Origin of the sequence: Embleya sp. NPDC127516 (assembly GCF_044765325.1) — a bacterium.
Taxonomy (GTDB): domain Bacteria; phylum Actinomycetota; class Actinomycetes; order Streptomycetales; family Streptomycetaceae; genus Embleya.
Genome location: NZ_JBIWJT010000083.1, coordinates 1 through 5,821, shown reverse-complemented (window position 1 = coordinate 5,821; position 5,821 = coordinate 1). Strand labels below are relative to the sequence as shown.

Sequence of the window (5,821 nt, the reverse complement as noted above, 5' to 3'; positions counted from 1 at the left end):
CACGTGCTCGCCGGCCGCGTAGGTGCTCTGCAACACCTCGAACCTGTTGTGCCGGCGGATGTCCCGTGCCGTTCGCTTGAGCATGAAACTCCTCGCCCGTCTGGTCGGTCTCCCCTTATTCTAAGTCCCGGAAGATACTATTTACACCTGTTGGACCAAGGGGTAGTTTGGATCTGGGAAGAGCCCGAAACCCCCCGGCACGGCACGACCGCTCGGCCGCAGGCCGAGCTGCACGATGTGGAGGCACCCGAGATGTGCCCATACCGAAACGCCGGCGTCATCGACGCCACGGAGCGTCGCGTCGATGTCGCGACCGGCGGATCGCGGGCGGTCGTCCGGGGCCGGGGCCGCCGCCCCGCACCGTCGCTCGACCGACGGCACGCCGTGATCTCGCTGCCTGCCCGGGACGTCCGGGTCGCCGACGCCCGCCGCTTCACGGGCGCGGTACTCGCCCGCTGGGGTCTGGTCGGCGACGATCGGGACTCCGCGGTCTTGATCGTCGGCGAGCTGACGGCGAACGCGGCGCAGTACGGGCGGAGCGTCATGACCGTTCGCCTGGTCCTGGACGCGGGCGTGCTGAACATCGCGGTGGACGACCACGGGGACCACGGCGCCGGGCGTCGGCCGCGGGTCTGCGACCCCGACGAGCACGGCCGGGGCATGGACATCGTCGGATTCCTCGCCGGCGGGGTGGACGTCGAAGACTGCGGTGCCGGCCACACCGTCCGGGCGATGCTGCCGGTCGCCGCCCCCGTCTCCGAATCCCTGCGCAACGATGCTCCGGCGATGGCGGGCTGACACTGCCCGGCCGCTCCCGGCACCCAAGACACGCTTGTGCGCACGCTGAAGACCCGTCCTGCCGATCCCGTCTCGCTCGCGAGCGCGATTCGGCCGTTCAGCTCGGCGCGTGGCGTCGCGTGCTGCGGTCGTGTGGCGTCGAGGGAGCGTCAGCGGGCTTGCTCGCCGAGCAGGGCCACGGTCTCCCGCAGGCGCTCGCACGCCCAGTCGTACTGCTCGGTGCCGGTGTGCGCCCGAAAGTTCGTCTCGATGATCTGGACCAGAGCCAGGTGCAGGTTGTACAGCCGCCGGCGGGTCCGCTCGGCGGGGGTGAAAGGCCGGTGGCCGTAGCCGCGGATGAAAGCCGCCGAGTTCCCGTAAGCGCCGGACTCGCTCCCGGCGAAGCCGAACTCCATCAGCGGATCGCCGTAGAACGCCCGCTCGTGGTCCACGATCGCCACGATCCGGCCGTCGCGCACCATGCAGTTGCCGGGCCACAGGTCCCACTCCACGAACCGGGGCTCGGTCACCTCGTCCAGCGAATCGGCGTGGGCGGCCACGACTTCGCGGATCACGTCGTAGCCGTGGCGCAGGTCGACGCCACGTCGTTCGCCGTCGCCCAGCAACTCCTCGACCATCCGCAGGAAGGCGGCGCGCCACGTGCTTTCGCCCGGTCCTGTCAGCGGGCCGAAGGCGGTGCCCGGGATGCCGTTCAGCTCGCGGGTGATCGCGCCGAGCGCCTCGTCGTACGCGTCGATCTCCGTCGCGGTCAGGGTGTTCCTGACGGCGTCGAGGTTGTCCGCGTCCACATACGTCATGAAGAAGTAGTCGGCGTAGCACAGTTCATGGCTTCGATCGGCGAAGTCGACCGCCGGCACCGGCACTTTCGTGTGCTCCCGGATCAGCCGCAGCGCCGCCAGTTCGGTGGCCATGGCGCCGCGCTCGTAGGTCATGACCTCGACATCCGGCGGCGGCGCGATCTTGAGGACGACCTGCGCGCCGGATCGCAACCGGATCCGATAGGCCACATTGAAGCAGCCGTCGCCCAGTTCGCCGACCCAGTCCTCGGCCGGGTCGCACACCTGGTCCGGGCCGTAGGCGCGGGCGACCAGCGCGCGCAGCGCCTCGACGGGCTGCCGGTTCTTGGTGATGCTCTCCATCAATCCTCCACCCAGAGCATGATGTGAAAATAGCACCGGGACGGCGGGGGTCCGGTCGGTATTTGCCGAGGTGAGCCGTCTGCGCGCCCGTCGGGTTGTGTACGAAAGAAACGAAGCACTGCGGACACGGGCACAACCCCCGCTCCGGACGGGGCGCGTCCGGAGCGGGGGCGGGAGATGGCCTCAGGTGAGGCCGGCTAGCCGATGTACCAGCGTTGCAGTGCGGAGCCGGTGTCGGACTGCACGGTCGCCTTGGCGCCGTTGGTGGCCGAACCTGCGGTGAGCAGGAGGCCGCTGCCGGCGGAGGCGATCGTGTGGTCGTCGCCGATCGGGGTGATCTTCCAGCGTTGGGCGGGTTGGCCGTTGCATGTGCGCTGGACGACGGTGGTGCCGGCCCCACCGGTCGCCTCGGCGCACTTGTTGGAGGTCTTACTGGTCACGGTGTAGGTGCCGTCGGACTGGGGGGCGATGGTCCAGGTCTGGTTGTTTCCGCGATTGGATGCCCACATGACCAGGTCCGTGCCGTCGGACGTGGAGCCGGCGCTGTCCAGCGCGACGCCTTCGGTCTCGATGGTGTGAACGCCCTCCACGGTCCGTACGGTGCCGGGCCACGGAACGCCCGGGGCGGGGTGGTAGGCGATGCCGGCCGCGGTCCAGCGCTGCCCGTGCTGGGCCAGGCGCTGACGGAAGTTCTTCCAGTCGCGGGCGGCTTGGGGGGTCCATCCGACCTCGGCGAGGGCGGGGAGGCGGGGGAAGCTCATGTAGTCGGCGTAGGCGTGGGGTTCGGGCCAGCGGGTGGTCGGGGTGGGCAGTGAGCTGCTGCCCTCGTAGGCGCGGTCGGCCCACAGGGCGGCCTCGACGCCGGCGATCCTGTCGGCCGGGACGATGGAGCCGGTGCCGTCCATCTTGCCGGTGATGGTCGCCGGGTCCCAGTTGTAGGACCGCTCCACCGGCACGTATCCGGACCAGCTCAGGCCGTAGGGGGTGGAGACGTCGTACTTCATGTCCAGGTAGGCGTGGTCGGACGGGGACATGACGAACTTGGCGTCCTGGGCGACCCCGTTGCGGGTGGAGACGATGCTCGCGCTCTCCTCAGCGGTGCCGATGGTCTTGCGGTCGTCGTCCTCTCCCCAGTACTGCATGATGCTGCCGGCGGGGATGTCGGCGTTGGCGAGTTCGTTCCAGCCCATCACCGTCTTGTGGCGTCCTGTGGTCGCCTCGGTGGCGGACTTGACGTAGGAGGCGTACTGGTCCGGCGGGGTGTGCGGGGCCTCGTCGCCGCCGAGGTGGATGTAGGGGCCGGGGGTGAGCTTGGCGACCTCCTTGATGACGGCCTTCAGGAAGCGCCTGGTGTTGCCCTGGTGTGTCCCGTCCGCCAGGCAGTAGGTGCTGATGCCGACGTCGAAGCCGGAGTAGAGCGGCTTCGCCTTGTCGTCGCAGTTGAGTTCGGGTATCGAGGCCAGGGCGGACATGGTGTGGCCGGGGCCGTCGATCTCGGGTACCACCGTCATGAAGCGGGACGTGGCGTAGGAGACGATCTCCTGGTAGTCGGCCTTCGAGTAGTACCAGTCGGTGCCGCCGGTGTGGCCGCTCTGCGTGCTCGCGCCGACCTTGGTCAGGTCGGGCAGGGCGTCGATGGCGATGCGCCAGCCCTGGTCGTCGGTCAGGTGCAGGTGGAGGGTGTTGATCTTGTACGCTGCGGCCTCGTCGATGTAGCGCTTCACCTGGGCGACCGGGTAGAAGCGGCGCGCGACGTCCAGCATCACGCCGCGGTATTCGTACCGGGGCGAGTCGGAGATCTGCACGGGCGAGACGGTCCAGGCACGGGACTGCCTGGTCCGGGACTCGACCTCGGCGGGGAGCAGTTGGCGCAGGGTCTGCACACCGCGGAACAGGCCCTGGGCCCCGTGTGCCTTGACGACGACACCGTTCTTGCCGGAGGTGATGGTGTACCCCTCGGCTCCCAGCTTCTTGGGGCCGTTGGGGTCGAGGACGACGGCGTTCTTCGGGGCGTGGGTGTCCTTGACGACCCGCAGGTCGTAGCCCGTCGCGGGAGCGAGCAGCTTGGAGAGGTAGGTTCCCACCCCCACCGCCTCCGAGTCCCGGGACAGGACGGAGATCCGGGTCTGGGGGGTGAGGGAGAACCCCTCGCCCGCCACCGCTTTCTGCGAGACCGGCTGCGGCACCAGGGCGTAGGGAGCTGGGGCGGGTGTGGGGGGAGCGGCGGAGGCCTCGGAGAGCGTGGCCGTGAGCGGGAGGGTGACGGCGGCTGTGGCGAGTGCGACGAGGCGTCTGCCTCGCCGGTGCAACCAGCGCATGGTCGGCTCCTTCGGACAAGAAGGCACGGGGACCGCACACCAGGATGGGGCGGTCGGGAGTGTGCGATTGGTGTCGGCGGCGACGGTGCTGTGTGGTGCTCGTGCACAGGCACCGGACCACGGGGGTCCGATCCGGCGCACTCAGTGCAACCCGCCGACTCCTGCCGCGCTGCCGGCCGCTCATGGTGGGCAGCGAAACACGCGGCACGTAACCGCAACTGAGCGCGATGATGCTTGTAATTGCTTGAATCAAGCGCTTTGTGAGCAACTTCAAGCATGAAGGTGCCAGGGTGCTCGGGGGGTGTCAAGGCTTGAGCCCCCGCGACTTTGCCAATTCGTGGGGAACATGCCTCAGTCGGTCGACGGAGGGTTTCGGGGTGTGCACGCCCTCGTCGCCGCGGCGCAGTCCTGGCTGCTCACGCGGGCACCTCGGCGATGTCGGCCCGGGCGAAGGGCACAGGTGAGTCGAGGTGTTGCACAGAGATGTCAGGCCGCGCACGGACGCCTATCCGCATGCCGAGATCCCTCTCGGCCTTCCGGGCAGGGGATTGACGCCCGCGTCGACGGCCTCCGAGATGCTTGACAGTGCTTGAACACACTCATGTGACGCGGATATTGCGCATCTTCGAACACCCACGTGCAGGCCAGGGTTCAGGTCGAGATCCGGCTCCAGGGGTCTCTCGACAGCGATGGCGGCTCGGTGGCGACGCGGCATTCGGGAACGCCGATGACGACGGGAAGCTCCGCGGCGCCGCTCCCGCCTCTACGTTCCGCAACTCCTGGTCAGGGCCGCGGTTTGCGCCCGGCGGAGGCCGCGGACGACGTCCGCGCGATATATACCTTCGACGCCGCCGCGCAGCGGACGGCGTCGAACTCTGCGGCTCGGATGACCCATTGCGGTCGTCACCGGATCACGGCACCCCCCAAGTCCCATGGCGAGGGGGAGCGGGCGCAGGCGATCGCACCGCACATCAGCGGCTCGCGAGCCCCGGCCGCGGGCGACTCATCGGTCGGCCTCCTTGAGGAATGCTTGGAAACCGGACCCGAGTGGGTGGTCGTGCCACACGTCGATGTCGGTCGATGGTCTCGACCGCGACACCACGTAGGTCTCTTCCGGGGGCTCGTCGCCTCCCCGCACAGCGGCGATGGCGCTCTCGATGCGAGGAAGCAGGCGTACGGCCGTCGCAGCCACCCCCAGCGCCCCGATGATCACCAGCAGTCTCCGGCGCATTCCTACTCCATCTGAAATCTTCAAGCACTACCACGCATCATCGGACGCCAGGGCCCGCAACTGCGTCCGGGTGAGCTGCCGGATGGGATCTCCATGTGCCGCGCCGCGCGGGGCCGCCACGGGCGGAGAACGAGTGGTACAGCCGTGTCCTTGCCCGCTCGGCCGGGGAGCCCGGTCCGGGAGGCGGTTGTCCGACCGCCCGGACCGGGCTGGGAAGCAGATCGATGATGGAAGTGCTCATGTGGGCTTCGTGTTTCCCGGGGTCGTCCCGGGCCGTGGGTCGTCCGGGTTACTTGACCGATCCGGCGGTCAGGCCCGATACGACGTGCTTCTCG

General features: G+C 69.0%; 4 protein-coding genes. 1 reads left to right on the top strand and 3 read right to left on the bottom strand.

The window, feature by feature from the left end; translation table 11 throughout:
* Nucleotides 1-384 precede the first annotated feature (384 nt).
* Nucleotides 385-798 carry an ATP-binding protein gene (locus ACIRL2_RS51165; protein ID WP_395874694.1) on the top strand — a complete coding sequence of 138 codons (414 nt, stop codon included), beginning with the start codon at nucleotides 385-387 and terminating at the stop codon, nucleotides 796-798.
* Between the two features lie 149 nt (nucleotides 799-947).
* Here ACIRL2_RS51165 and ACIRL2_RS51160 read toward each other — a convergent pair whose 3' ends face one another.
* From ACIRL2_RS51160 to ACIRL2_RS51150, 3 genes are all read right to left on the bottom strand, one after another.
* On the bottom strand, nucleotides 948-1,937 hold the full coding sequence (locus ACIRL2_RS51160) for a phosphotransferase family protein (protein WP_402242660.1): 990 nt from the start codon (nucleotides 1,935-1,937) through the stop codon (nucleotides 948-950).
* A gap of 197 nt (nucleotides 1,938-2,134) precedes the next feature.
* Nucleotides 2,135-4,255: a family 20 glycosylhydrolase gene (locus ACIRL2_RS51155; RefSeq protein WP_395874690.1), complete on the bottom strand. Its 2,121-nt coding sequence runs from the start codon at nucleotides 4,253-4,255 to the stop codon at nucleotides 2,135-2,137.
* 1,003 nt (nucleotides 4,256-5,258) lie between these two features.
* Complete coding sequence (locus tag ACIRL2_RS51150) at nucleotides 5,259-5,486, bottom strand: hypothetical protein (protein ID WP_402242658.1); 228 nt, start codon at nucleotides 5,484-5,486, stop codon at nucleotides 5,259-5,261.
* Between the last annotated feature and the right edge of the window lie 335 nt (nucleotides 5,487-5,821).

What these genes read in the sequence shown, in the direction of transcription:
- ACIRL2_RS51155 (WP_395874690.1), bottom strand. Translation starts at nt 4,255, where the DNA reads ATGCGCTGGTTGCACCGGCGAGGCAGACGCCTCGTCGCACTCGCCACA.
- ACIRL2_RS51150 (WP_402242658.1), bottom strand. Translation starts at nt 5,486, where the DNA reads ATGCGCCGGAGACTGCTGGTGATCATCGGGGCGCTGGGGGTGGCTGCG.
- ACIRL2_RS51160 (WP_402242660.1), bottom strand. Translation starts at nt 1,937, where the DNA reads ATGGAGAGCATCACCAAGAACCGGCAGCCCGTCGAGGCGCTGCGCGCG.